The organism is Plantactinospora sp. DSM 117369 (assembly GCF_053764795.1).
On the sequence record NZ_CM132446.1, the window covers coordinates 8060113 to 8082843 of the forward strand.

The window sequence follows — 22731 nt, forward strand, 5'->3', positions numbered from 1 at the left end:
GCAGCGGACCTGACTCCGCCGCCTGGCACCTCGGGTCGGCACGGGGGCGATGAACGGCGTTATCGAGACCGACAGTTCCGACAAATCATATGCTGGTGCGGTGACGACCAGCGGCTCCGACGGCCACCGCCGGGCACACACCGGTCGGCGCCGCAACGAGGAGGCTCGGCAGGCGATCCTCGACGCGGCGCTCCGGCTGCTCACCACCCGGCACGACGGCGGGCTGACCGTGGACGTCATCGCCCACGAGGCCGGGGTCGGCAAGCAGACGATCTACCGCTGGTGGCAGTCGAAGGGCACGGTCCTGCTGGAGGCGCTGACCGAGTGGAGCGACTCGCTGGTGCCGGTCCCGGACACCGGATCACTCCGGGAGGATCTCTGCACCTACCTCGCGCACACCTTCCGCCGGGCGGGCGAGCCGGCGACGGCGGCGGTGCTGCGTACCCTGGCCGCCGAGGCGGCCCGCGACCCGGGCACCGCCGAGTTGTTCCGGCAGTTCACCCAGACCCGCCGGGACGCGCTGCACGCCATCGTCCGGCGGGGCCGGGAGCGCGGTGAACTCGGCCCGGAACTGGATCTCGACCTCCTGGTCGACCAGGCGTACGGACTGTTCTGGTACCGCTTCCTGCTCGGACACGGGCCGCTGAACCAGGAGACCGCCGTCCGGCTGACCGACGCCCTGATCTGCCAGTGAGATCACTCCAGGTTGTCGTGCAACGACCAGCGGCAACGACATCGGACATCTCGTCCGGCCGGTCGCCGGCGTGTCATGCTGGCCCGTCGGGAGCCTGCGGCTGCGATGCTCGGCCGGAGCCCCCGCCGACCGACCAGACGAGGAAGGCCAGCAGTCGAGCCAATGAGTTCCGAACACGCGCACAGCCACCTGCCCCGCCCCGGCCGGCCGACCAGCCGCGCCGCGCGTCGGCTGAGTCTGGCCCTGCTGATCCCGGCGGCGGTGCTCACCCTCGTGTCGATGGTGCTGCTGTGGCCCCGGGACACCCCGGCGCCCGGTCCGGCCGACGGTCCGATCCGGGTGCTCGGCACGGTCGTCGCCGTCGCGTCGACCCCCTGCGCCGCGCCGCCCGCCGGGGAGGAACTGCCGACCGGCGCCCCGACCGACTGCGGCACGGTCACGGTGGACCTGACCGAGGGCATCGGGGCCGGCCAGCAGGTCACCACCGACGTACCGTCCGGGCCGGGTGCGGTCCGGGTGGCCGCCGGGGACGAGGTGGTGCTGCTCTATCTGGAGGAGAGTCCGGAGCGGCAGTACTCGATCATCGACCACCAGCGGTCCACCCAGTTGTGGCTGCTCGGCGCGGTGTTCGCGCTCGCCGTACTCGCCTTCGGCCGGTGGCGCGGCCTGAGCGCCCTGGCCGGGCTCGGCGTCACCTTCGCGGTGCTGCTGATGTTCATCGTGCCGGCCATCCTCGACGGGCGCTCACCGCTGCTGGTCGCCATCGTCGGCGCCGCGGCGATCATGCTCACCGTGCTGTACCTGACGCACGGGTTCAGCATGACCACCACGATCGCGGTGGCCGGCACCCTGGCCAGCCTGACCATCACCGCAGCCCTCTCCGCGATCGCCACCGCCGCCGCCCACCTCTCCGGGATCGCCGACGAGACCTCCAACTACCTCTCCATCACTCAGGGTGAGGTCAACATGCGCGGCCTGCTGCTGGCTGGCATCGTGATCGGCTCGCTCGGGGTACTCGACGACGTCACCGTCACCCAGTCGGCCACGGTCAGCGAACTCGCCCTGGCCAATCCCGGGTACGGCTTCCGGCGGCTCTACTCGGCGGCCACCCGGATCGGTCGGGCACACATCGCATCAGTGATCAACACGATCGTGCTGGCGTACGCCGGCGCCTCCCTGCCGCTGATGCTGCTCTTCGCCGCCGACGCCGCCACCCCGATCGGCGAGCTGCTCACCAGCCAACTGATCGCCCAGGAGCTGGTACGCAGCGCGGTCGGCACCATCGGGCTGATCACCGCCGTCCCGATCACCACCGCCCTGGCGGCCCTGCTCGCCGCCCGGCGCGGCATCGAGCCGGGGGCAGGTCCGGTCCCGGCCACGCCCGCTCCGGCTCCGGCGGCCCGGCGCGACGCCGCCGAGGTCGGGGGCGGAGAGCGGCCATCGCCGTCGGTACCGTCGGGCGGGCCCGCGCCGGGGGCAGGTGGCGACGCGCCGGTGCCGGCGGCGGGTGGCGATGCCCCGGAGGCCGATCCGTGGATGGCCTTCGTCGACCGCCACCCGGACGGGAAGCGGTAACCGGGGGCCGCGACCAGGGCAACGCCCACACCGGCCGGGACGGCGGGGTACGCCGCGGGCTCGGCCCCCCGCGACGGTGCCGGCCCGGCCGCGCAGTGCCGGATCGAGGCGTTCGACGGCGAGGGCCACCGGCTGGGCAACGCCGAGAGGGTCGTCACCACCCTGCCCGTACCCCGGACCGGGTGCTGCTGCTGACCCGTGAGCCCGCCGGCCTCAGCCCGGGGTCGGTACCGGCGGGGTCGGCCGGTTGGCGTCGGCGGCGGCCCGGACGAACTCCCGGACCCGGGCGGTGGTGTTGGTGGCCAGCCAGATCGGGCCGCGTTCGATCGGCGGCGCGTCGGAGATCGGCACGTACGCGAGGTCGGGGCGGGGATAGTAGCGGCGGCTGTGCTCGCCGACCGGCAGTACGCCCCGGCCGAGCGCGACCAGCGAGAGCATCTCGGAGAAGGTGTTCCCGACCGGCCCCTTCGGCACCGGCCGGCCCGACGGGGTGTGCTCGGGCGTACGGTCGCGCTTGAACTCGGCGGAGGTGACCGCCGGATACTGCACCACCGGATGGTCCGCGAGGATCTCCAGGGAGACCGATGCCGCGCCGGCCAGCGGATGGTCGGCGGCGACCGCGAGGACCCGCCCCTCGGAGAGCAGCGCCGGCCCGTTCGCCATGCCGTCGAACGGGTACGAGGCGATCAGCACGTCCACCGAGCCGTCCAGCAGGCTCGACCGGGTGTTCGCGAGCTGCGCCTCGTGCACCTCGACCTCGCACTCGGGATGCCGCTCGGTGAAGAGGTTGACCGCCCGGAGCAGCAGCGGCGCTGTCCCCTCCCCCAGGAACGCCACCCGGAGCCGCCCGGTGACGTTGCGCCCGGCGTCGACGGCCCGGCGTACGGCCTCGTCGATCCCGGCCACCAGCGGGGTGAGGTCGGCGGCCAACTGCCGCCCGATCGGGGTGAGCCGGACGACCCGGCTGGTGCGCTCGAACAGCGGCGCCCCGACCCGGCGTTCGAGCTTCTTCACCACGTGGCTGATCCGCCCGGTGGTGACGTGGAGCCGCTCGGCGGTACGGCCGAAGTGCAGCTCCTCGGCGAGGGTCAGAAAGGTCTCGATCTCGTGTCGTTCCAGCACGTCGGCGCCCATCGTTGAATCTGGCTCAACGATCGTAGCCCGATCGCGGCTTGGTGCCGATCGCCGTGCGGCGGATCGTAAGAGGCGTCACCAGCGGGCCGGGGTTCCGGCCAGAACGCCGAGCAGCAGACGACCGGCGTGGTCCAACAGGAGGAAAACATGGGCACCACCGAGATCACCGACTACCTGCGCGGTCTCGACGCACCGCTGCGGGCGATCGGCGAGAAGCTCCGGCCGATCGTCGACGCGGCGCTGCCGGAGGCGACCAGCGGGATGTGGCACGGCCACCCGACCTGGAGCCTGGGCGGCAGGCCCGGACAGCAGCCGGTCTGCCTGGTGAAGGCGTACCGGTCGTACGTGACGTTCGGGCTGTGGCGGGGGCAGGAAGTGGCCGACCCGGGCGGCCGGCTCGTCCCGGGCGCCCGCCGGATGGCCGCGGTGAAACTGCACGCCGTCGACGAGATCGACCCGGCGCTCTTCACCGGCTGGCTGCACCGGGCCGCCGCCCTGGAGAAGAGGTGACGACGATGAAGGTCACCGCATTCGACCATCTGGTACTCACCGTGCAGGACGCGGAGCGCTCCCTCGCGTTCTACTGCGGAACCCTCGGCCTGGCACCGGTCCGGGTGGACGAGTGGCGGGCGGGCAAGGTCCCGTTCCCCTCGGTCCGGATCACCCCGGAGACCATCATCGACCTGGTGCACGGCCAGCGGGGCGAGTCGAACGTCGACCACATCTGTCTGGTCGTGGAGCCGCTGGACTGGGCCGAGGTGATCGAGTCGGGGACCTTCACCGTCCTGGAGGGGCCGGTCGGCCGGTTCGGTGCCCGTGGCAACGCGATCTCGATCTACGTCTCCGACCCGGACGGCAACACCGTCGAGCTGCGCTGGTATCCGGAGGACCGCGCGGGATAGCGCGGGCAGGCCAGGTGCGGCGGACGGGCGAGCCGTCCCGTCCGCCGCGCCCGGTAGTCCCCGCCTCGGCTACCCGGACGACCGGCGGCGGAGATCGAGGCGTTCCCGCGTCGGCTCTCCGACCGGGGATGGCCGCGAAGATCAGCGCGCAGAACGATATCGTTGAATGTCTGAGTTGCGACCGGCGCTGCGCCGAGCGCACCCACCTGCACCGAGGCGGCGATGTCATGGCCAACCTGCTCGACCGGATCGACCGGGCCACGTCTGGTCTCTGCCCCTGCGGCGCCGCCCCCGCCGCCGGCTCGGCATACTGCTCGGACGACTGTCGGCCCAGCCATGTCGGCGATGACACCGACACCCGGGAGACGGGTCACCTGGCCACGCCGATGCGGTGGCGCCCCGACCTGATCACCGAGGGCGACGACAGCGACCTGGTCGACCTCGGCGCCCAGACCTGGTACGACGGGCCCTACCGGGCCCAGATCTTCGACCGGGCCAGCCGGCCCGGCAATTGGCACCTGCGGCTGGACGACGGACACCGGTACGTCGGCTGCGACCTCGGTGACCCGGTCGAGACCGGACCGGGGCCGGTGCCCGAGCATCTCGTCGGACGGATTCGGGACGTCTGGCGGCGGCTGGAACGGGAGCTGACCGACCCCCGCCGCACGGTGCCGTACGCCGGCCCGTGGCAGGCCGCCTTTGCCACCGGCGGCAGGCCGTCATCTGCCGGCGCGGCGTTCGGGCCGGCGCAACCGCGCAGTGCCCCGACCCAGGCGTGGCAGCGGCGGTGCCGGCGCTGCGACCGGCACGGCGTACCCGTGGAGGGCCGGCGCAACGGCGAGCCCTGCCAACTGTGCCCGCACTGCCGGGCGTCGTTCCCCGGGCCGGCGCTGATCCCGACGCTCCAGTCCCACGGCCGGCACACCGTGTTGAAGCTGAGCTACGTCGCGAACGGCGAGTACTTCACCCGCAGCGCCTTCGTACCCGGGCGCGACATGATGACCGCCGAGGATCCGACGGAGCTGCTCCAGTCCGCGTGGGACCGGCTCGAATCCTTCCTGCTGGACCAGATTCCCCGGTCACCGAGCGGGTCGGACGATCCGCCCGCTGAATAGCGGGGAAACGGCCAGCTCCCGGCACCCGGCCGCGCCATCAGGACGACGGACGGTTGCCGCGCCGTGTATGCCGGGCCGGCAGGATCGACCGGAAAGTTCCCCGCGTCGGCGGATGGAGTCGGTCGATGCCTGAGCACGCCACCGGACCCGATCCCCGCACAGCCACCTCCCCCACCGGGTACGTCGCGCTACTGCGCCAGGTCCGGTGCGGGTCCGGCCTGACTTACCGGGAGATCAGCCGACGGGCCCGGGAGACCGGCGGGACGCTCCCGCCCAGCACCCTCGCCAACATGCTGGGCCGGAACACCCTGCCCCGAGCCGAGTTGGTGGTCACCTTCCTCACCGCCTGCGGAAAGCCGCCGGAGCAGGTGGCCACCTGGGTCGACGTACGGCGCCGGATCGCCGAAGACGCCGCGGCCGCCGCCGCGACGGCGGCGCCGGCACGGCCGTCCACCGTGCACCCGCCGACGGTCGCCGGCCAGGCACGGGTACGTCACTGGCGCCCCGCCCTGGCGATCGGCACCGTCGCACTGCTCGCGATCGTGGCGCTGGCCTGGCGTGGCCTCGACAGTGAACTCGCCTCGGCACACGACGGCCGCCCGCCGGCCAGTACGGCGATCCACACCCCGTCGCCGGGCGCCCCGGCCGTGCCGGCACCCGGCTACTACCTGGTCCGCGCGGCCCACTCCAGCCTGTGCCTGACCGAACGCGTCGGCACCGACGACGGGCAGCTCTTCCAGAGCGCCTGTGCCAGGGCCTTTCCGCCGAGGGCGCTCCGGCCGACCGGCGCGGGACACCGGTTCGAGACGCTGCATCCCGAGTTCGGTCCCGGCTGCATGGGCGTGATGGCGGCGAGTCGGGACGTCGGCGGGGTGGTCCAGGACGGATTCTGCGGTGCGGGACTCGCGCAGGAGTTCTGGTTGGAGCCGGTCACCACCCCGGCCAGCGGCTTCCGGATCCACGCCGTGCACAGTGGGCTCTGCATCGGAGTGGTGGACGGCTCGACCGAGGACTGGGCACCGGTCCGCCAGGTCGCCTGTGACCTCAGCACACCCGGTCAGGTCTTCACTGGTTGTCGGCGGTTTTCGCGTCCCTCGCGAATATTTCCATGATCTTTTCGGGCCGACACGCGGTACGGTCCTTACTACCGCGGCGTGCACGCGCCCCGACGCACGTCGCCACCCACGGGGCATCGTGCACGGAGGACATACGCATGACCTGTCGGTCGGATCGCACACCAGGCAGGAGACGCCGGCTCGTCGGCGTGGCGGCGGCAGCCGTACTCCTCGCCTCCCTGCTGCCGGGGACGGCGTCGGGCCAGGAACCCGCGCCGGACCCGCGGATCGGCCTCGGCGCGGGCTGGCTGGACGCGCAGAGCGCGAGCAACAACCTCGAACTGCTGGCCCACCGCGACAAGCCGGCAGGCTTCGTCAACCCGGCCAACCCGGGTGACTTCGGCTACGCCGGATCGGATCTCGCCTTCGGCGGCGATCACGCCTTCATCGGCAACTTCAACGGCTTCAACATCTACGACATCTCGCAGCCGGCCAACCCGGCACTGGTCACCAGCGTGGTGTGCCCGGGTGGGCAGGGCGACCTGAGCGTCCACGGCGATCTGCTCTTCATGTCCGTCGAGGAGACCCGTGGCCGCCTCGACTGCGGTACGGACCCGGCGGTCGGCACCCGCTTCCAGGGCGTACGCGTCTTCGACATCAGCGACGTGGCGAACCCGGTGCAGGTCGCCGCGGTGCAGACCTGCCGAGGCTCGCACACGCACACCCTGGTCACCGACCCGGACGACAGCGCGAACGTCTACGTGTACGTCTCCGGCACCGCCGGTGTCCGCCCGGCCACCACGATGGCCGGCTGCAACAACACCCCGGCGGCCGGTGACAACCCGGCCCGGTGGCGGATCGATGTCATCAAGGTGCCGGTGGCGGCCCCCGAGCAGGCGGCGATCGTCAGCGGTCCCCGGCTGTTCGCGAACCCGCAGACCGGTGCGGTCGACGGCCTGCAGAACACCCCACCGGCTCCGACCCACCCCTCGGGCGGTTCGTGGAGCCCGTCGCCGGTGACCGACGCCTGCCACGACATCACCGCCTATCCGGAACTCGGCCTGGCGGCCGGCGCCTGCGAGGGCAACGGCATCCTGATCGACATCTCGAACCCCGCCGACCCGGTACGCATCGACGAGGTCTCCGACCCGAACTTCGCGTACTGGCACTCCGCGACGCTCAGCAACGACGGCAAGAAGGTCATCTTCACCGACGAGTGGGGCGGCGGCACCGGGGCCCGGTGCCGGACCACCGACCAGCCGCAGTGGGGCGCCAACGCGATCTTCGACATCGTGGACCGGAAGATGCGGTTCGCCAGCTACTACAAGCTGCCGGTGCCGCAGACGCTCCAGGAGAACTGCGTCGCGCACAATGGCTCGCTGATCCCGGTGCCGGGGCGGGACATCCTGGCCCAGGCGTGGTACCAGGGCGGCATCTCGCTGCTGGACTTCACCGACTCGGCCAACCCGCGCGAGATCGGCTACTTCGACCGGGGGCCGATCAGCCCCACCAGCATCATGCTCGGCGGCTTCTGGTCGGCGTACTGGTACAACGGTCAGGTCTACGGCAGTGAGATCGCCCGCGGCTTCGACGTCTTCGGGCTGAAGCCGAGCCAGGACCTGAGCGCGGCGGAGATCGCGGCCGCCCGCGAGGTGCGAGTGCCGGAGTTCAACGCCCAGCACCAGACCAGGACCACCTGGACGCCGAGCCTCGCGGTGGCCCGGGCCCGCTTCGACCAGCTGGCCCGGACCTGCACCTCGACCATCTCGAAGCGGCACAACGGGCCGCTGACGGTCACCGGCGTCACCTGCCTGACCGGGGCGACCGTCTCCGGCCCGGTCACGGTCCGCCCGGGTGCCTCGCTGCTGGCGCTCGACTCGACGATCTCCGGCCCGGTGTCGGCGTCGAACGCGGCCGCGGTGCACCTCTACCAGAGCACGGTGCGCGGGCCGGTGAGCATCACCGGTACGAAGGGCAGCGCCGCCATCGTGCAGACCGAGATCTCCGGACCGGCCGTGCTGACCTCGAACCGTACCGGGACGGTCGAGCCGATCGTCGCGGACAGCACCGTACGCGGCCCGCTGAGCTGCACCGGCAACTCGCCGGCGCCGATCAACCTCGGTACGGCCAACACGGTGCAGGGGCCGGTCGCCGGCCAGTGCGCCAGCCTTGACTGACCCGCGCTAGACACCGTTGGCAGTGGGGGCGTGTCCGGTCGGGGGGTACCCGGCGGGACGCGCCCCCGGCGCGTTCCCGGGCCGGCGGCTCAGCCGGCCAGCTTGGCCAGCAGTTCCTGGAGGCTTCTGATCTCGATCGCCTGGTCGGCGTTGACCTCGCGGGCGAACCGGTCGGTCGCCGGCTCCAGCCCGCCGCCGGCCGCGTAGAGCTGCTGCACCATCGTCAACGCCCCGTTGTGGTGGCGGATCATGAGGTCGACGAAAAGCCGGTCGAACTCCCTGCCCCGGGCCTGCCGCAACTGGCTCATCTGCTCCGGAGTGAGCATTCCCGGCATCGCCGCCTCATGCGCGGCATGGTGGGTGTGCGGGCCGGGGACCGGTGCGCCGCGTTCGGTCAGCCACCGCTCCATCTGCGCCGTCTCGTCCCGCTGCGACGTCTGGATCCGGCCGGCGAGCAGTGACACCTCGGGGCTCTCCGCGCGGTCGGCGACGAGGGCGGTCATCTCCAGCGCCTGCGCATGGTGCGCGATCATCCGCTGCATGAACTGGACGTCGGCTTCGGTGTGCGCCGGAGGCGGCGGCAGCTTGGACTGCTCGACCGGGGAGAGGGCGCGGCCCGGCTGACCCGGCGCTCCGGGCTGGACGACCCGGGTGGCGGCGGCCGGTTCGTCCGGTCGGTCCCCGGTGAACCGGAGCACGGCGAACGACCCCGCGCCGAGGGCGACGACGGCGGCCGGCAGGGCGATCAGGAGACGGCGACGGGACGAGAACACTATTTGATCACCGTAGCCGACAACGTCTCCTTGGGCGAGAGCCGGCGAGGCAGATCGGCATCACCGGCTCGGTCGACCGGCCTCGACGCTCACCGGGCCCTGCCGAAAGTACGACCGCTGGCAGCGGAAACTGTCGCGCAGGCCCTCGGAGCCGGAGATGGCCGCCTGGTTGGAGTGTGATCGGAAGATCCTCGTCGACGAGGCCATGCGACACTACCGACTCAGGCCGAGCCAGGTGATCGCCCATGCGTTCATCGAGGCGCCCGCCGACTCCTACAAGCGGGCACGGTTCCGCGGCGGGCCATGGCGTTACTCGAGATACGCCTCCTGCTCTTCCTGTTGACCGATGACGGCGTACGCCAGGTGGACATCGATCCCGACTTCGAGAAGTGCCCCGCCAACCGGACGCAACGCCTGAACTACCGCTTCGACGCGGTAGCCGCCGTACGCGTGCACGGCGCCGCGAAACAGCAGCAGACGTTCGAGCTGACATTGGTCAACGGCGAGCCGATCAGCGTACGGGTGACCGAGTCGCACACCGAGGATCCTCGGCAGGACGAGGATCCGGAGATGCTGTCCCAGGTCACACTGGACGCGTCTGGCCTTCCCCGCACGCTGAACGTGCTGGAGGGCATCGCCGCCGAGGGCAAGGAGTGGATCAGGCATCAGCGTCGGCGGGCCGACGAGCGTCTCGCCGATCTGACGGCAACCGTACGCAACCTGATCGACTGACCTTTCCGGTCCGGTCCGACCGGTCCGGCGCCTCCGATCGGGCGAAACCGACCGAGCCGACGGGCCACCATAAGTTTCCATTATCTCCGGTTCAAGAAACCCGCATTTCCGCCTGCTGCGTTTGGTCTCCCGGTGGACCGGTCCCTACGGTGTGCATGCGGCGTACGGGACGGCCGCGCGGCACCGATCTCGACCTCCGGGAGTTGTCGGGTCGCGAGTCACCGGAAGACGGTCGTCCGTCACGGCAGCCGGAACCCCCACCGGCCCGAGCCGCAGCGCATGATTTCGGGAGGTTCATACACATGCGACGGTCGCACCGCGGTCGCGCCTCCACCGGTTCCGGCCAGCGCCGCCGCCTCCTCGCCGTGGCCGCCGCTCTCGCCGTGTTCGGTGGCCTGGTCGGTGTCACACAGATCTCCAACGCGGAGAGCCAGCAAGCTGCCCCCGGCTGCGAGCCAGGCTCCCCACCGCCGTCCGCCGCCGCGTCGGAGAGTCCCGGCGCCGCCGGGGACGACGCGACCGCCGAGGCGTCGCCGCCGGCGTCCACCGAGACGTGTCCGCCGTCGACCGGCCCGGCCAGGCCGTCGGGTACCCCTGGCGGAGCCACTCCGGGTGGCGGCGGCCTGAACGCCCTGGGCGACGACTGCGAGGCGAGCGAGCTTCCCGCGCACACCGGCTTCCAGGACGGCGGCCGGTGCGTGCCGACTGCCTTCGGTGAGGTGGGTGCCGCGGAGCAGAACCCGACACTGCTGATCGCCCAGGCGCCGCGGACCGTACGCGAGGGACAGCCGTTCCGGCTCGTGGTGAGCACCCGCAACCTCGTCCGCGACCGGTTCCTGCCGGCCGGGCGGGGCGGCTACTACCTGGAGTCCTCCCTGCTCAACGACGAGGGCCTGGTCCGGGGTCACTTCCACACCGCCTGCCGGATGCTCACCACCACGACCGAGGCGGCCGACCCGGCTCCGGTACCGGCGTTCTTCGTCGCGACGGAGGATGGCAAGGGCGGCGACGAACCGGACTCGGTGATCATCGAGGTACCCGGGCTGCCCGCCGGCCTCGCCCAGTGCTCGTCGTGGGCCGGTGACGGTTCACACCGCATCCCGATGATGGTGCGCGCCAACCAGATCCCCGCGCTCGACTCGGTCCGCATCCAGGTCCAGCCGGCCGAGGAGGAGCCGCCGGCCGAAGAGCCCGGCAACGAAGAGCCACCGGCCGAAGAGCCGGGTAACGAAGAGCCACCGGCGGAGGAGCCGGGCAACGAAGAGCCACCGGCGGAGGAGCCGGGTAACGAAGAGCCACCGGCCGAAGAGCCGGGCAACGAGCAACCGCCCGCCGAGCAGCCCGGCAACGAGCAACCGCCCGCCGGCAACCCCGGTGGCCAGCAGCCACCGGCGGAGCAGCCCGGTGACGACTCCCCCGAGCAGGAACCGGACCAGGAGCAGCCGGGGAACGGGCAGGAACCGGCCGGACAGAAGCCGACTCCGCAGAAGCCGACTCCGCAGAAGCCGGCGGCTGGCGCGACCACTCCGACCAGCCAAACCACCGAGCCGGTGACCGAGGAGTCGCCAGCGGGCGGGGCGAACGTGGCCCAGGGCCCGCCGGCCCGCGACAACGCCGAGACGGCGGCGTCCGGGGGTGGCGGCGGGTTGGCGCTCACCGGTACGAACACCATCACCTTCCTCGGGGTCGGCGTGGCGTTGCTGATCGCCGGCGCGGCCTTCCTCTACCTGAGCCGCCGACGCCGAACGGTACGCCGCTGACGCCGGTCGGCTGGACAGGCTGATCCAGCAGCGGACAAGCGCAGGCCCGGCTCGTCGGTGGACGAGCCGGGCCTGGCGGGTCCGGACCGCCCCGGGTGGGCCGGTCCGGAACATCAGGATCAGGCGATGTCGAACCGGTCCAGGTTCATCACCTTGACCCACGCGGCGACGAAGTCGCGGACGAACTTCTGCCGGGCGTCATCGCTGGCGTAGACCTCGGCGAGCGCCCGCAGCTCCGAGTTGGAGCCGAAGACGAGGTCCGCCCGGGTACCCGTCCACTTGACCTCGCCAGTGGCGGAGTCACGGCCCTCGAAGGTGTTCGCGTCCTCGGACGTCGCCCGCCACGTCGTGCCCAGGTCGAGCAGGTTGACGAAGAAGTCGTTGGTCAGCGATCCGGGGGTCGTGGTGAAGACGCCCAGCGGCGACTGCTGGTAGTTCGCACCCAGGACGCGCAGGCCACCGACCAGGGCGGTCATCTCCGGCGCGCTCAGGGTCAGCAGGTTGGCCCGGTCGACCAGCAGGAACTCGGCCGGCAGCCGGTGGCCCTTGCCGAGGTAGTTGCGGAACCCGTCCGCCGTCGGCTCCAGTGCCGCGAAGGACTCCACGTCGGTCTGCTCCTGCGACGCGTCCGTACGCCCCGGCGTGAACGGCACCTCGACCGTCTGGCCGGCGGTCTCGGCGGCCAGCTCGACGGCGGCGGAGCCGCCCAGCACGATCAGGTCGGCGAGCGAGATCTTCTTCCCGCCGGTCTGGGCGGCGTTGAACGCCTGCTGGATCCCCTCCAGGGTGTGCAGCACCCGGGCCAGCTCGTCGGGCTCGTTGACCTCCCAGCCGTTCTGCGGCTCCAGGCGGATGCGCGCCCCGTTGGCACCGCCGCGCTTGTCGCCGCCCCGGAACGTCGACGCCGACGCCCAGGCGGTGGAGACCAACTGGGACACCGACAGCCCCGAGGCGAGGATCTGGGCCTTGAGCGCGGCGATGTCCGCGGCGTCGACCAGTTCGTGGTCCACCGCCGGGATCGGGTCCTGCCAGATCAGCGTCTCGGTCGGGACCTCCGGGCCGAGGTAGCGCACGACCGGGCCCATGTCGCGGTGGGTCAGCTTGAACCAGGCCCGGGCGAACGCGTCCGCGAACTCGTCCGGGTGCTCCAGGAAGCGCCGCGAGATCTGCTCGTAGACGGGGTCGAACCGGAGCGCGAGGTCGCTGGTCAGCATCCGCGGCTCGCGGCGCTTCGACGGATCGTGCGCGTCCGGCACCATGTCGCTGCCCGCGCCGTTCTTGGGACGCCACTGGTGCGCGCCGGCCGGCGACTTCATCAGTTCCCACTCGTACGCGAACAGGATGTGGAAGAACTCGTTGTCCCACCGGGTCGGGTGGTAGGTCCAGGTCACCTCGAGACCGCTGGTGATCGTGTCCGCACCCTTGCCGGTACCGAAGCTGCTCTTCCAGCCCAGGCCCTGCTCCTCGATGGGGGCGCCCTCGGGCTCCGGGCCGACGTGGTCGGCGGGACCCGCACCGTGGGTCTTGCCGAAGGTGTGGCCGCCGGCGATCAGCGCCACGGTCTCCTCGTCGTTCATCCCCATCCGGCGGAACGTCTCCCGGATGTCCCGGGCCGAGGCGATCGGGTCCGGGTTGCCGTTCGGGCCCTCCGGGTTGACGTAGATCAGGCCCATCTGGACGGCGGCGAGCGGGTTCTCCAGCTCCCGCTCGCCGGTGTAGCGGTCGTCACCGAGCCAGGTGGTTTCGGGACCCCAGTAGACGTCCTCGTCGGGCTCCCACACGTCGGCGCGGCCACCGGCGAAGCCGAAGGTCTTGAAGCCCATCGACTCCAGCGCGACGTTGCCGGCGAGGACCATGAGGTCGGCCCAGGAGAGGCTCTGCCCGTACTTCTTCTTGACCGGCCAGAGCAGCCGGCGGGCCTTGTCCAGGTTCCCGTTGTCCGGCCAGCTGTTCAGCGGCGCGAAGCGCTGCATCCCGGCGCCGGCACCGCCGCGACCGTCGCTGATCCGGTACGTGCCCGCGCTGTGCCAGGCCATCCGGATCATGAACGGGCCGTAGTGCCCGTAGTCCGCCGGCCACCACTCCTGCGAGGTGGTCAGCACCTCCGCGATGTCCTGCTTCACGGCGGCCAGGTCGAGGCTCTGGAACGCCTCGGCGTAGTTGAACTCCTCGCCGAGTGGGTTGGCCACCGCCGGGTTCTTGGCGAGGATCTTCAGGTTGAGCTGGTTCGGCCACCAGCCGCGGTTGCCGCCCCCCTGGGTGGGGTGGGGGGCACGTCCGTGCGCGACGGGGCAGCGGGACTCGCTGCCCGCCTCCGCGTCGTGGACGACGGCGTCGTGGTTTTCGGACATCTGGTTCCTTCCGTGACTTCGCGGATCAGAGAATTCAGGATCGGCCTGCGGTGGAGGTTCGGGATCGGCCTGCGGTGGAGCAGTCGGGGCAGCGGCCCCAGTAGATGACCTCGGCCTCGTCGATGGCGAAGCCGTCGTCGTCGGAAGCGGTCAGGCAGGGCGCCTCGCCGACGGCGCAGTCGACGTCGGAGATGCGGCCGCACGACCGGCACACGGCGTGGTGGTGGTTGTCCCCGACCCGCGACTCGTAGCGGGCCACCGAGCCGGACGGCTGGATGCGCCGGATCAGACCCGCGCCGGTGAGCGCGTGCAGCGAGTCGTAGACAGCCTGGTGGGACACGTCGGGAAGATCGGTGCGCACGGCACCGATGATCGAATCGGTGTCGGCGTGCGGGTGTGCGTAGACCGCGTTCAGCACCGCGACCCGGGGGCGGGTCACCCGCAACGCGGCACCGCGCAGCATCTGCGGGAAGTCCAGGGTCGCAGTCACGCCCGGAAGTCTGGCCACTTTTCTGGAATCAGTCAAGAATATGGGTTCGACGTCACCCCGGGCCGGGACCACGCCGGCCCGGGACCATCCGGTCCCGGGCCGACTGCGGCATCCGCTATTTAATCAGCTTCCACGGGCCGAACGGATCACCCGGCGCCTGGTTCCGGGTGTACCAGCGGGCCCGGAAGACCTTCCCGTCGTAGGTCACCACGTCCCCGGAGTTGAAGATCCGGGACGCCGTCCAGATCGTCACGCCATCCTCGGTCATGGCCAGTTCCTGCCACGGACCGAACGGATCACCCGGCTTCTGGTTCTTGGCGTACCAGGAGGCCAGGAAGATCCTGCCCTGGTAGCTGACCCGGTCACCACTGTGGTAGACCTTCGTCGCGTCTACCATCCAGCGCTCGCCTGCTGCACCGTTGGCGACACCCTGCTGGTGGGCCTCGACCAGGGAATGCTGGCTCTGGCGATCACCGACTGACGGCGCTCAAGGCCCCCCGCGCCGTCACGGTACAGGAGGGTCGGGGTGATCGGCCCGGAAACGATCCGCCGCCTCGACGTCGATCAGCGAGTTGTCGAGCAGCCACTCGACGGCCCGGCGCAAGGCCCGCACGTCACGGAACGTGTGCCAGGCCGGGAGCAGATGGGGGTACTCCTCGTGCAACTCGGCCCTGAACCGGCGGAACGCCCCTCTACCGTCGAGCGCGCGCCCCAGCCTGCGTGCCGCCCGCTCGTCGCTGACCAACTCGGTGAAGTCGGCCATGTCCCGATACCAGACACGCGACGGCAGCGGCTCGATCGGAACCAGATCCAGTTCGTCGAGCTCGACCGGCGTCTTGCCGTCGACGCCGCCATCCGTCGTCCAGACCACGATCTCCCCGGTTTCCGGATTGATCAGCCAACGGTGCTCATAGGCGGTCTGATCTGCCAGGGCGGTCGCGAGCTCATCAAGATCTACAACATGGATCTCCAGCATCAGCCACTCCAGACGACGAAGTACACGTCGTCACGTAGCCTGCCATGTGCCGCCGTGCCGCTCAGGTTCGCTCGCACCGTCACACAACCGCAGGTTGCCGCACTTGAATCGCCGAAGGAAACTGCGAGGTCAAGAACAGTGGACGGACGGCGAGCAGGAAAAGTCGGCAATGCTCCGTGGCCCGCACAGTTGGCCCTTGCCGACGCGGACCGGAACCTGCGGCAACACTCGGGCCTGAGCGATAGCTAGATCGCCAGGCAGATCTCCGTGCGCAGGGCCGGAGTGCCGTCGACCGGGGCCGGGTCCTCGGCCGTCGGCGCCACGCCGCCCGCGGCGATCCGATCGAGGGTACCCAGACCAAGTGGCCGCACGCTGCCGAAGATCGTGTAGTTCGGCCGCAGCGCCGAGTCGGCAAAGACCAGGAAGAACTGACTGCCGTTGGTGTCCGGCCCGGCGTTGGCCATGGCGAGTACCCCGCGGGCGTAGACCTTCCGCTCGCCGGTCGGGTCGGTGGGCGCGGGCGGCAGGTCCGTCGGCAGTTCGTCCTTGTACCGGTATCCAGGGCCGCCCGAGCCCGTGCCCGACGGATCGCCGCACTGCAGCACCTTCAGCGTCGGGTAGGTGGTGAGCCGGTGGCAGATGGTCCGGTTGTAGAACCTGTGCCGTACCAGGTGCAGGAAGCTCTGCACGGTGCATGGCGCCTGCGCACGGTCGAGGGTCAGCGGGATGAGGCCGAGGTTGGTGACCAGAGTGGTCGTCACCGTGCCACGGTCGGGCGCATGCCGGGGATCGCGCGGCAGCGGCACCGGTCGTGCCGCCGGTTCGTCCGGAGTCTCGGTGTACTGGCAGGGCCCCTTCGTCACCTCCGGCGACGTGGCGGCGGCATGTGCCGGAGCGGCGCCAGCGCCGAGCAGCAGGCCGGCAGTGAGCACCGTGACAGCGATGCGACGTGGGGCCACGTTGTCCTCCATTGACCGGTAGGAGTTCCCCCGCAGGTCTAACGGACATCGATGTACTCGTCAAGCACGGAATCACCTGATGCCCCAGGCGTGCTTGCGCTCGACCCTCGGCGATCTCCTAGTACGCGAGGCAGTTCATCGCCGTGGCCGGCCGTACCGACTCGTAGGGCTTCCTCTCGGCACCGAGCACTGACAGGTCGATGAGCGGGCACACTCGCCGCGATGAGCGGCTGTCGCTCCACTGGCCGCTCACTGGTCGCGGTGGTCCCACCAGGCCCGGGGACCGGGCTCGCCCCAGCCCGACCCCCGGGGTTACCGCCTCGCGCCCTGGTTCAGGCCGATGCGTAGACCCGCGTCGTCAACCACGGTCACGCAAGTCTTGCTTGAACCTGGCGAGTCTCCCTCGATCAGACGTCGTCGGGATGTCACCCCGACCGTCAGCCTGGCGGAGCATCGCGTCCGTTTCGGCGTCGGGCATGAGCTCCCGCACCTCTTGTGCGCAGCGGCAAGCGACGGCGATCTTGGCAGCCCACGCCAGCGCCTCCTCGCGGGTGGCCACGTCGACGACCGCGAACCCGCCAATGACCTCCTTGGTCTCCGGGTAAGGGCCGTCGGTGACCGTCCCGTCCGTGGCCACGATGCTTGCCCGCTGCCTTTCGAGTCCGCCGCCGTACACCCACACCCCGGCGTTCACGGCCTCCTGGACCACCGCGTGCGAGGCCTTGCCCACGTCGGGCCAATCCTCGGCGGGGATGTGGTCCATCGCGCCGTCATTGAACGAGATCAAGTACCGCGTCATCCCATGACTCCCTTGTCCCAGCGGCCTCCTCCGGCCGCCTTTCGCCTGTTCTACGAATGACTCGTCTCGGATTCGACGCTATGCCAGCAGAATTTTTCCGGGATCTCCGCCGCTCAGCGTTCGGGGCTCGTCATGTCGCCCCTGTTCGCGGGGATACTGGCTGCTGCCGGTTCTCCATCGACAGGGGCCCGGCCAGCGACCGCTGCCCAACCCGCTGCGCCTGGCCCTCAACGACAGCCTGGCTGACCCCCGGCAGGCGATGCTCGTGCTCGGCCGGACGCACGGCGACCTCAACGTGCACAACATCCTGCTACCCGCGGACCCGACCGCTTATCGGCTGGTCGACCTCGGCGAATTCGACACCGCGGCGCCGCTCGCCCGCGATCCGATGCACCTCCTACTACCGATCGCCGCGAAGTGGATCGCCACCGTCGATCCGTCGCTGGTGGGCCACGACCTCGCGCAGGCGATCGTTCCGAGCCGGAACCATCGGCCGCCAAGGAAGGTCGGCCGCTTCGTGAAGGTCAGCCGCGAGATGCACGGCGCCCTGCAGCGGTGGGCGGCCGGCAGCGGGAACGGCGACCTTTGGGCGGAGCAGAGCCTACTGTCGCCAGTTCGAGTGCTGTGGGTGGGGCGGACGCGTCGCCGCGCAAACCGCAAATCCAGGTCGCCGGTGATCCACCGGTAGAACCCGGGGGCGTCCCGCGGCAGCCGCCCACCCCACAAGCCAAGTCGTTGATCGCGCGGCCCGAACCTGGGCGGTGCGGAACAAGGTCGAGCTCTGCCGCACCCCGACCTACGCCTCCTAGGCCAATCCGATCCAAGCCCAGGTCGACCTTTTGCCCATATTTGTGATGGAAGCGCCTGCTGCCGTGCGACCATGAGCGGCGAGTGGCCGAATCCGTCGGCGCCCCTGTGCCGGTCGACCAGCCCAGGAGGTGGAGAACTTGTCCAACGACAACAAAATCCGTCCCTTTCGCCTCGACACGCCGGAAGAAGCGATCGCCGACCTGCGTCGCCGGATCGCGGCCACGCGCTGGCCCTCCCGAGAGCTGGTCACCGATCGCTCCCAGGGCGTCCGGCTGGCGACGGTCCAGGAGCTGGCCCGCTACTGGACGACCGAGCACGACTGGCGCGCGTTCGAGGCGAAGCTGAACGCCCTGCCGCAGTACGCGACCGACATCGACGGCGTCGAGATCCACTTCATCCACGTACGGTCGCGGCACGAGAACGCCCTGCCGCTGATCATGACGCACGGCTGGCCGGGCTCGGTCGTCGAGCTGCTCGGGGTCGTCGGCCCGCTCACCGACCCGACCGCGCACGGCGGACGGGCCGAGGACGCCTTCCATCTTGTCCTACCGTCACTGCCCGGCTACGGCTTCTCCAGCGAGCCGACCGAACTCGGCTGGGATTCCAACCGTATGGCACGCGCGTGGGCCGAGCTGATGGGCCGCCTCGGCTACACGCGCTACGTCGCCCAGGGCGGCGACGTGGGCGCCAGCGTCACGGACGCGATGGGCCGCCAAGCACCCGAGGGGTTGCTCGGCATCCACGTCAACCTGCTCGCCGGGGCGATCGCTATCAAGGACCAACTGCCGGCGGAGTCCGAGCAGGAACGCGCGGCACACGACGCGCTCAACACGTTCATGATGGACGGCTTCGGCTATTTCCTGGAGCAGTCCACCCGGCCGCAGACGATCGGCTACTCCCTGCTGGATTCACCCGTCGGGCTGGCGGCCTGGATGCTCGACCACGACACGGACAGCTACTACAAGATGTCCCGCGCGTTCGTCGAGGGCGAACCCGTGGGCAACCTCACTCGGGACAGCATCGTCGACAACATCACGCTGTACTGGCTGACGGGCACCGGCGCCTCGGCCGCCCGGTGGTACTGGGAATTTGGACGGTTCCAGGCCACAGCCCGTGCGGCCGGCCAGGCTCCTCCGCCGGTCCGAGTTCCGGTCGGCTTCACGACGTTCCCCGGCGAACTCTGGGCTGCCCCGCTCAGCTGGGTCGAGGCGGTCTATCCCAACCCCTCGTACTTCAACGAGGCCGACAGCGGCGGCCACTTCGCCGCCTGGGAGGAGCCCGACCTGTTCGCGACCGAGGTGCGAGCCGCGTTCCGGCCGCTACAAAGAACCTGAACCCACTCTCGGGTTCACGCGGTCGCGCGCCTCGGTCAGCGGATGCCAGGTGACATCACGGTCGACGGGTAGTCATGGGCGAGCCTGGTCGACGTCGTCTGGTGGTGTCGCCGATGACGGCGGCGTTGGTGACGATCGCCGTGGGATTGGCAGGGAACCTGTCGACGGCAGATTCTGGGAGTCGTCGCAACACGGCTCGTTAACGACTTGCTGAAGGCAGTCGAACTGGCTGGAGCCTACCGGGACGGGCGGGTCGGGCATTGGATACGGCCCGCGCCCGGATCGCGGCAAAGTCGAATGCCCGCACGGGCTGGCAGCATGGAAGTGCGCGAGCGTTACGTGAGAATGCCAGCGCGTCTGTGATGGCATCCGGCCCAATGCTGGAGGCGAAGGTGCAGCGTCGATACGCCGAGTACCGACCATCCAAGCGGCATCGACTGGGGCGCTGCAGGCTGTTTCGTAGCGTCGAGCTCAATGCGGCCGGCTGGGCGGCTGCGGCGGCGCTGTGTCTCGCGGGTGCAGCGGCTGGATGGGCAGTTAGCCTGCTGATCGGCTGGCCGATCGTGGTTGGCCTGGTGATCGGGACCCTGCTGAGTCTTGTCGCTCTCGTCGTGGCCGACCGCAGAAGGTGGGGCAGGGTCTGGACCGAGTATTCGTGGGGCGAATCGCCGGAGATCACGGAGCGCGTTGGCAGGAGGTTGAAGCAGCTGGGGCTTCCGGTCGAGACGACGATGTACCCCGAAGGCCGGGTTGGCCTCCGCTACCGTCACCGCGATGGTAGGCGGGTCGCTACGGCCCTGGGCCGCCTCGGGATTCGCCCGCCCGCCGAGTGGTGAACGCCTTCCCGGCGTTGCGCAAGATGTGACAGGCCGCTAACTACCTTGATCAAGCGCACTTATCTCGGGCAACGAGCGGACTTGATCATCTAGTGCCTCGTCTTTGAACGTTGATCGTGTAATCCGTCGGTTCTGAGGATCTATCGGGCAGGCTGTCTCCCAGTGCGTGAGGCCGTGGGAGGTGGTGGCCGGTGGGCCGACGTCCGGAGGTGTTCGTCCGACAGGTGACGAGCGGAGCCAAAGACGCCGAGAACGACATGCACAGGGACGAGAACGAGGCATTCCAGAACCTGCGCCGGTTCTCCTTCATCAACGGCTGCATGAACCGGCCGAACGACCTGCCCGCCACGAACGCGCCCACTCTGCCGGACTCCAGCCCGACGACGTCGCCGACCCCCATGACCAGTCCGTCCTGAGCGACAGCGGCCCCGGCTCCCACCGCGGGAACCGGGGCCGCTTCGTCGTGGGCATTGGGGCCAGGAGAAGACCCCCAGCACGATCGGCTGAGCTGGTCCGGCCAACGATGCACGTCGCACCACCGGCAAGGATCGTCCCGCACGCCCCGGATCTGTCAGTCCAGCCGGGCCCGGTCGAAACGATCGATCAGGCTCGGCTTGCGGGCATGCCGCTCTCGCAGCCGGGTCATCTGCTCCGCGAACTCAGAAATCTCTCCCTCCCGGGCCGCCAGCGCCTGGAGGTCCCTCAGCAGAACGACAGCCGCGTCGTAATCCTTCGGACGCTTCGTCGAGATCAGTTCGTCCACCTGGTTCCAGGCCAGCACCGGATTCCGCGCCAACCCGTTCAGACGCCGCTCACGGGCCGCGGCAGCCGCCTCCTCACGACGCCTGCGCTCGGCAGCCTCACGCTCCCGAATCTGCTGTTGCCGCACAGACCAGCGTTTCTCGGCCGCAGCGACCAAGTCCCCCGCGGTCCGCCTCTCCCCGGCAGGCACTCCCTCCGCCACGCCGTGAAACCGCCGCAGCAGCTCCGATCGCAGCAACCCGGCATCACCACGCAGTAGCCGGACCAGCACCTCGTCCTTGTCCGTCTCCGGCAGGCCCTTCACCCATCGGCGTAAGGCGGCGGCCGAGGGCTTCTTGTGGGTGAGTGGCCGACTGGCCCCTGCCGCCGCGTGCAGCAGATCAGGGTCGAGGCGAAGGAAATCGGCTAGGGCCCGTAACGGCCCGCTCAGCTCGGCCAGCCCCGCCGGGACCGGTGGCTCTGGCTCGTCGTCATCCAGCTCCTGGTTCTGCAGACACAGCAGCCAGGCCAGATACAGCAGCCGCTGATCACCACCGGACAGCTCCGCCCGGGCCGGAGCAATCGCCGCGAGCCGCCCCTCCTCGTCCCACCATGCCTCGTCGCCGTCCTCGTCCTCGCTGCGAAGATCAATGACTACATGAGTACGGGTGGCCCAAGAGCCAGCCGACTCGCCGACGCAGAACCTCGCCGCAGTCTCCGGGGCCAGCGCCGCTCTGGGCAACCGCAGCATGATCCGCCGGGTACCCCAGTTCGCCAGGTACAAGTGCGCGTCGAAGTACCTCTCCATCCACTTGGCCGGATCGGCCTTGAGATCGCCCCACTGATACTCGTTGACGAAACTCGACGCCGTGATCCGGCCCCGGGTGGAAACCGCCCGCAGCTCGTCCTGCTGCTTCGGAGTCAGTGCCTGGTCGACCGCCACGAACTCGTAGTACTGGTACTCACTCACCGGCCGGCCCACCACTGGTATGCCTCGATCCACTGCGCACCATCAGGTGCGGGATCCGGCAACGGAAGGTCCAGGATTCCGATCGCCTGCCGCATCCGGCCGCGGTGACAGATCACCACAATCCCGGACGAGCGCAGATCCACCTTCCGGACCACCACCGGCACACCGAGAACCTCGGTGGCGAAGGGCACCGCCAAGTTGTCCTGGATCATTGTGAAAAGACCAGTGAGCTGCTCATGCTCGTCGTAGCAGTCAACGACCGCCTCGGCAACCAGAGCATCGAGCTCAGCCTCACCCAGCGAAGACACCCGCGCAGAATAGACAACGCAACCCGATGGTTCATCAGCGCCACCCAGCGCCCCCACCCGTAGCGAACCATCGACCCGACATCCGGGCCACGGTTCGCGTACTGCGACCTTGTGGGGCGGGCGGGACTCGAACCCGCGACCGAGGGATTATGAGTCCCCTGCTCTAACCTGCTGAGCTACCGCCCCCTGACGGGCGCCGGGATAGTAACCCGGCACAGCGTCGACCGGCCACCGACATGT

General features: G+C 70.2%; 22 protein-coding genes, 1 tRNA gene and 1 pseudogene. 13 read left to right on the forward strand and 11 right to left on the reverse strand.

From position 1 onward, the window contains the following. The first annotated feature begins 100 nt into the window (after nt 1-100). Both ACSMXO_RS34335 and ACSMXO_RS34340 read left to right on the forward strand, forming a co-directional pair. Entirely contained in the window at nt 101-694 is a 594-nt protein-coding gene (locus tag ACSMXO_RS34335) for a TetR/AcrR family transcriptional regulator (RefSeq protein WP_455415244.1), read from the forward strand. 162 nt (nt 695-856) lie between these two features. After that, nucleotides 857-2269 carry a YibE/F family protein gene (locus ACSMXO_RS34340; protein ID WP_455415245.1) on the forward strand — a complete coding sequence of 471 codons (1413 nt, stop codon included), beginning with the start codon at nt 857-859 and terminating at the stop codon, nt 2267-2269. A 213-nt stretch (nt 2270-2482) separates the two neighbouring features. Here ACSMXO_RS34340 and ACSMXO_RS34345 read toward each other — a convergent pair whose 3' ends face one another. Beyond that, the gene (locus ACSMXO_RS34345; protein ID WP_455419377.1) at nt 2483-3391 is read right to left on the reverse strand and encodes a LysR family transcriptional regulator; all 909 of its coding nucleotides are present in this window, start codon (nt 3389-3391) and stop codon (nt 2483-2485) included. Nucleotides 3392-3550: 159 nt separating this feature from the next. Between ACSMXO_RS34345 and ACSMXO_RS34350 the strand changes: the two genes are divergently transcribed. From ACSMXO_RS34350 to ACSMXO_RS34370, 5 genes are all read left to right on the forward strand, one after another. Then, nucleotides 3551-3913, forward strand: a complete 363-nt coding sequence (locus tag ACSMXO_RS34350) for a DUF1801 domain-containing protein (protein ID WP_455415246.1) — start codon at nt 3551-3553, stop codon at nt 3911-3913. Nucleotides 3914-3918: 5 nt separating this feature from the next. Next, complete coding sequence (locus ACSMXO_RS34355) at nt 3919-4305, forward strand: VOC family protein (protein ID WP_455415247.1); 387 nt, start codon at nt 3919-3921, stop codon at nt 4303-4305. A gap of 227 nt (nt 4306-4532) precedes the next feature. Next, nucleotides 4533-5420 (forward strand): hypothetical protein, encoded by an 888-nt coding sequence (locus ACSMXO_RS34360; RefSeq protein WP_455415248.1) that lies wholly within the window; start codon nt 4533-4535, stop codon nt 5418-5420. A 125-nt stretch (nt 5421-5545) separates the two neighbouring features. After that, nucleotides 5546-6532 (forward strand): RICIN domain-containing protein, encoded by a 987-nt coding sequence (locus ACSMXO_RS34365; RefSeq protein ID WP_455415249.1) that lies wholly within the window; start codon nt 5546-5548, stop codon nt 6530-6532. Between the two features lie 152 nt (nt 6533-6684). Further along, a complete protein-coding gene (locus ACSMXO_RS34370) occupies nt 6685-8652 on the forward strand; it encodes an LVIVD repeat-containing protein (RefSeq protein WP_455415250.1) in 1968 nt (655 codons plus the stop codon). An 89-nt stretch (nt 8653-8741) separates the two neighbouring features. Here the strand turns inward: ACSMXO_RS34370 and ACSMXO_RS34375 are convergent, their stop codons facing one another. After that, a complete protein-coding gene (locus ACSMXO_RS34375) occupies nt 8742-9425 on the reverse strand; it encodes a DUF305 domain-containing protein (RefSeq protein WP_455415251.1) in 684 nt (227 codons plus the stop codon). A 303-nt stretch (nt 9426-9728) separates the two neighbouring features. Between ACSMXO_RS34375 and ACSMXO_RS34380 the strand changes: the two genes are divergently transcribed. Together ACSMXO_RS34380 and ACSMXO_RS34385 are read left to right on the forward strand one after the other, a co-directional pair. Continuing rightward, the gene (locus ACSMXO_RS34380) at nt 9729-10157 is read left to right on the forward strand and encodes a hypothetical protein (RefSeq protein WP_455415252.1); all 429 of its coding nucleotides are present in this window, start codon (nt 9729-9731) and stop codon (nt 10155-10157) included. Nucleotides 10158-10459: 302 nt separating this feature from the next. Next, nucleotides 10460-11917 (forward strand): LPXTG cell wall anchor domain-containing protein, encoded by a 1458-nt coding sequence (locus ACSMXO_RS34385; RefSeq protein ID WP_455415253.1) that lies wholly within the window; start codon nt 10460-10462, stop codon nt 11915-11917. 119 nt (nt 11918-12036) lie between these two features. Here the strand turns inward: ACSMXO_RS34385 and katG are convergent, their stop codons facing one another. The 6 genes and pseudogenes from katG to ACSMXO_RS34415 all read right to left on the reverse strand — a co-directional run. Further along, nucleotides 12037-14268 carry a catalase/peroxidase HPI gene (katG, locus tag ACSMXO_RS34390; protein ID WP_455415254.1) on the reverse strand — a complete coding sequence of 744 codons (2232 nt, stop codon included), beginning with the start codon at nt 14266-14268 and terminating at the stop codon, nt 12037-12039. A gap of 34 nt (nt 14269-14302) precedes the next feature. Continuing rightward, the gene (locus ACSMXO_RS34395) at nt 14303-14731 is read right to left on the reverse strand and encodes a Fur family transcriptional regulator (RefSeq protein WP_346262733.1); all 429 of its coding nucleotides are present in this window, start codon (nt 14729-14731) and stop codon (nt 14303-14305) included. A 142-nt stretch (nt 14732-14873) separates the two neighbouring features. Continuing rightward, nucleotides 14874-15155, reverse strand: a complete 282-nt coding sequence (locus tag ACSMXO_RS34400; RefSeq protein ID WP_455415255.1) for a carbohydrate-binding protein — start codon at nt 15153-15155, stop codon at nt 14874-14876. Nucleotides 15156-15263: 108 nt separating this feature from the next. After that, nucleotides 15264-15734 (reverse strand): UPF0158 family protein, encoded by a 471-nt coding sequence (locus ACSMXO_RS34405; protein WP_455415256.1) that lies wholly within the window; start codon nt 15732-15734, stop codon nt 15264-15266. A gap of 245 nt (nt 15735-15979) precedes the next feature. Beyond that, nucleotides 15980-16693: a peptidylprolyl isomerase gene (locus ACSMXO_RS34410; RefSeq protein WP_455415257.1), complete on the reverse strand. Its 714-nt coding sequence runs from the start codon at nt 16691-16693 to the stop codon at nt 15980-15982. A 439-nt stretch (nt 16694-17132) separates the two neighbouring features. Continuing rightward, nucleotides 17133-17492: pseudogene (locus ACSMXO_RS34415) on the reverse strand (YciI family protein); the annotation flags it as partial. A 259-nt stretch (nt 17493-17751) separates the two neighbouring features. On the opposite strand from ACSMXO_RS34415, the gene ACSMXO_RS34420 reads away from it, so the two are divergent. The 4 genes from ACSMXO_RS34420 to ACSMXO_RS34435 all read left to right on the forward strand — a co-directional run bounded on the left by ACSMXO_RS34420 (nt 17752) and on the right by ACSMXO_RS34435 (nt 20888). Further along, entirely contained in the window at nt 17752-18180 is a 429-nt protein-coding gene (locus ACSMXO_RS34420) for a hypothetical protein (protein ID WP_455415258.1), read from the forward strand. 259 nt (nt 18181-18439) lie between these two features. After that, the gene (locus ACSMXO_RS34425; RefSeq protein ID WP_455415259.1) at nt 18440-19636 is read left to right on the forward strand and encodes an epoxide hydrolase family protein; all 1197 of its coding nucleotides are present in this window, start codon (nt 18440-18442) and stop codon (nt 19634-19636) included. A gap of 377 nt (nt 19637-20013) precedes the next feature. After that, nucleotides 20014-20472: a hypothetical protein gene (locus ACSMXO_RS34430; RefSeq protein ID WP_455415260.1), complete on the forward strand. Its 459-nt coding sequence runs from the start codon at nt 20014-20016 to the stop codon at nt 20470-20472. 191 nt (nt 20473-20663) lie between these two features. Next, entirely contained in the window at nt 20664-20888 is a 225-nt protein-coding gene (locus ACSMXO_RS34435) for a hypothetical protein (RefSeq protein ID WP_455415261.1), read from the forward strand. Nucleotides 20889-21043: 155 nt separating this feature from the next. On the opposite strand, the gene ACSMXO_RS34440 is transcribed toward ACSMXO_RS34435, so the two are convergent. The 3 genes from ACSMXO_RS34440 to ACSMXO_RS34450 all read right to left on the reverse strand — a co-directional run bounded on the left by ACSMXO_RS34440 (nt 21044) and on the right by ACSMXO_RS34450 (nt 22677). After that, complete coding sequence (locus tag ACSMXO_RS34440) at nt 21044-22183, reverse strand: hypothetical protein (RefSeq protein ID WP_455415262.1); 1140 nt, start codon at nt 22181-22183, stop codon at nt 21044-21046. Beyond that, nucleotides 22180-22491 (reverse strand): calcium-binding protein, encoded by a 312-nt coding sequence (locus tag ACSMXO_RS34445; protein ID WP_455415263.1) that lies wholly within the window; start codon nt 22489-22491, stop codon nt 22180-22182. The genes ACSMXO_RS34440 and ACSMXO_RS34445 overlap by 4 nt, the downstream gene beginning before the upstream one ends. 112 nt (nt 22492-22603) lie before the next feature. Further along, a tRNA-Ile gene (locus tag ACSMXO_RS34450) sits at nt 22604-22677 on the reverse strand. Nucleotides 22678-22731 lie beyond the last annotated feature (54 nt).